Raw genomic sequence first — 301 nt, forward strand, 5'->3', positions numbered from 1 at the left:
ACGCGCGTGCGACAACAGCCTGACTCTCTTCGATAAGGGCTACACGTCATTCGGTCTGCTTAGCGCCTGGCATGAGGCCGGCGAAAACCGTCACTGGATGATAGCGGCACGTAAAGACCTGCAGTACGAAGAGATCCGTCGTCTGGGGAAGGGAGACATACTTATCCGGGTAAAAACCTCTGCTCAGTCACGGAAGAAATGGCCGCATCTGGCGGCGCACACAGAGATGAGGATGATAAGCCGGGAAATAAAAGGCCGGACGTGGCGGTTCCTGACATCGATGACGGATGCGATGCGTTAC

Annotated in this window: 1 pseudogene; it reads left to right on the top strand. The window is 55.8% G+C overall.

The features are described from left to right. A pseudogene (locus VI01_RS25790) lies at positions 1-301 on the top strand (IS4 family transposase); the annotation flags it as partial.

Origin of the sequence: Pantoea sp. SM3 (genome assembly GCF_000963995.1) — a bacterium.
Classification (GTDB): domain Bacteria; phylum Pseudomonadota; class Gammaproteobacteria; order Enterobacterales; family Enterobacteriaceae; genus Pantoea; species Pantoea rwandensis_B.